Source organism: Bradyrhizobium genosp. SA-3 (genome assembly GCF_004212635.1).
Classification (GTDB): Bacteria; Pseudomonadota; Alphaproteobacteria; order Rhizobiales; family Xanthobacteraceae; genus Bradyrhizobium.
The window spans coordinates 1-1,172 of record NZ_PSRT01000315.1 but is presented as its reverse complement, the minus strand read 5'-3'; the positions used below and the strand labels follow the sequence as shown (position 1 = coordinate 1,172).

General features: G+C 65.8%; 1 protein-coding gene and 1 pseudogene. Both read right to left on the bottom strand.

The annotated features are described in order from the left end of the window. Positions 1-260: 260 nt before the first annotated feature. Positions 261-1,001 carry an IS21-like element helper ATPase IstB gene (istB, locus tag CWO91_RS42245; RefSeq protein ID WP_130221178.1) on the bottom strand — a complete coding sequence of 247 codons (741 nt, stop codon included), beginning with the start codon at positions 999-1,001 and terminating at the stop codon, positions 261-263. 11 nt (positions 1,002-1,012) lie between these two features. Continuing rightward, a pseudogene (locus CWO91_RS44940) lies at positions 1,013-1,172 on the bottom strand (IS21 family transposase); the annotation flags it as partial.

Here is a 1,172-nt window from a genome sequence, read left to right as displayed (position 1 = left end):
TGCGGATTCCGACGAAGTCGCCCAGGCGTACCGATATGAAGTCGCCCGTGGATTCCGAGACGATGTCGCCCATCTTTCCGATTTGATCTCGCCCAGCGGCGAGGCGTTCTGGCCGGCTGGTTCTCTGGCATCGGTCAAGCCGCGTGGTCAATCTGGAATCGCGACTTGAACCTGTTTTTCTTCTTCTGCGTTTGCTGTGGGCATGTGGGCAACGCGGTGGCGTTGTCCAAGCGCAGCGGCATGTCCACAGCGCCACGGGCTCACATCTTTCGGGCAGATGACGGGGTTCGGCGCAGGCTCTCGCCGGTGAGGTCGAGCCGATGGGCGTTGTGGACGAGGCGATCGAGGACGGCGTCAGCGTAAGTCGGATCTCCAATCAGCACGTGCCATGTATCCACGGGGAGTTGGCTGGTGACGAGAGTGGAACGTCGGCCATAGCGATCCTCCAGGATCTCGAGGAGATCGTGGCGGGCGCCGGCATCGAGCGGTGCGAGGCCCCAGTCATCGAGGATGAGCAAATCGACGCGGCCAAGGGCGCGCAGTAGGCGCGGATGACGGCCGTCGCCGCGTGCGAGCGTCAGGTCGTCGAACAGGCGCGGGACGCGCTGGTAGAGCACAGAACGATTGTCGCGGCAGGCTTTATGGCCGAGCGCCGAGGCGAGCCAACTCTTGCCGACGCCGGCCGGGCCGCAGATCAGCAGGTTGGCGTGGTCGTCGATCCAGCGGCCCTCGACAAGCTTGGCGAACAGCGCGCGGTCAAGACTGCGCGGGGTCCGGTAGTCGACGTCCTCGACGCACGCCTGCTGGCGCATGGCGTAGCGCAGGCGGGTGGCGAGCCGCTTGTCGTGGCGCAGCGAGGCTTCGCGCTCGAGCAGCAGCGCGAGCCATTCGGCGTGACCGAGGCTTGCGGCCTCGCCGGTGGCTTCGATATCGGCGAAGGCCTTGGCCATGCCATGGAGGCCGAGGGCGTTAAGGCGGTCGAGGGTTGGATGGGTGAGCAAGGGATGGTCTCCTAATTGTAGTAGCGCGGTCCGCGGATGTTGGCATGCAGGATCGGCGCATCGTCCGCGGAGCGCTGATGAGCGGGACGCCGATCGAGATTGTTGCCGAGGATCGACTTGACCGAGCCATAGGTGCGCGCGCCGATGTCGATCGCCCGCGCAGCCGCGGCC